Raw genomic sequence first — 220 nt, 5'->3', positions numbered from 1 at the left:
GGCGGTTCATCTGGTCGAAGTGTCGCACGAGCTCTACCCGCTTTCGAACCTTGGCCATGTGTTGGTTGATCTGCTCCGTGATGGGCGGAGGCACATAGATCGAGGCGCGCTTCTCATGGAATGCAAGCAAGCCGTCCAGGCCTTGGTTTCCCATTAGCGTGGCCGACCAACAGGCGGTCCAGATCGCCGGACTGCGCTCGAAGACAAGCGAACGTGCAGA

General features: G+C 59.5%; 1 protein-coding gene. It reads right to left on the bottom strand.

The window, feature by feature from the left end; all coding sequences use genetic code 11:
• Nucleotides 1-220: hypothetical protein (locus tag E0702_RS19885; protein ID WP_132045965.1), on the bottom strand; the 220-nt coding region annotated here is incomplete at both ends.

Origin of the sequence: Halomonas marinisediminis, assembly GCF_004347715.1 — a bacterium.
GTDB lineage: Bacteria > Pseudomonadota > Gammaproteobacteria > Pseudomonadales > Halomonadaceae > Halomonas > Halomonas icarae.
This window is presented reverse-complemented; position numbering and strand designations above follow the sequence as displayed.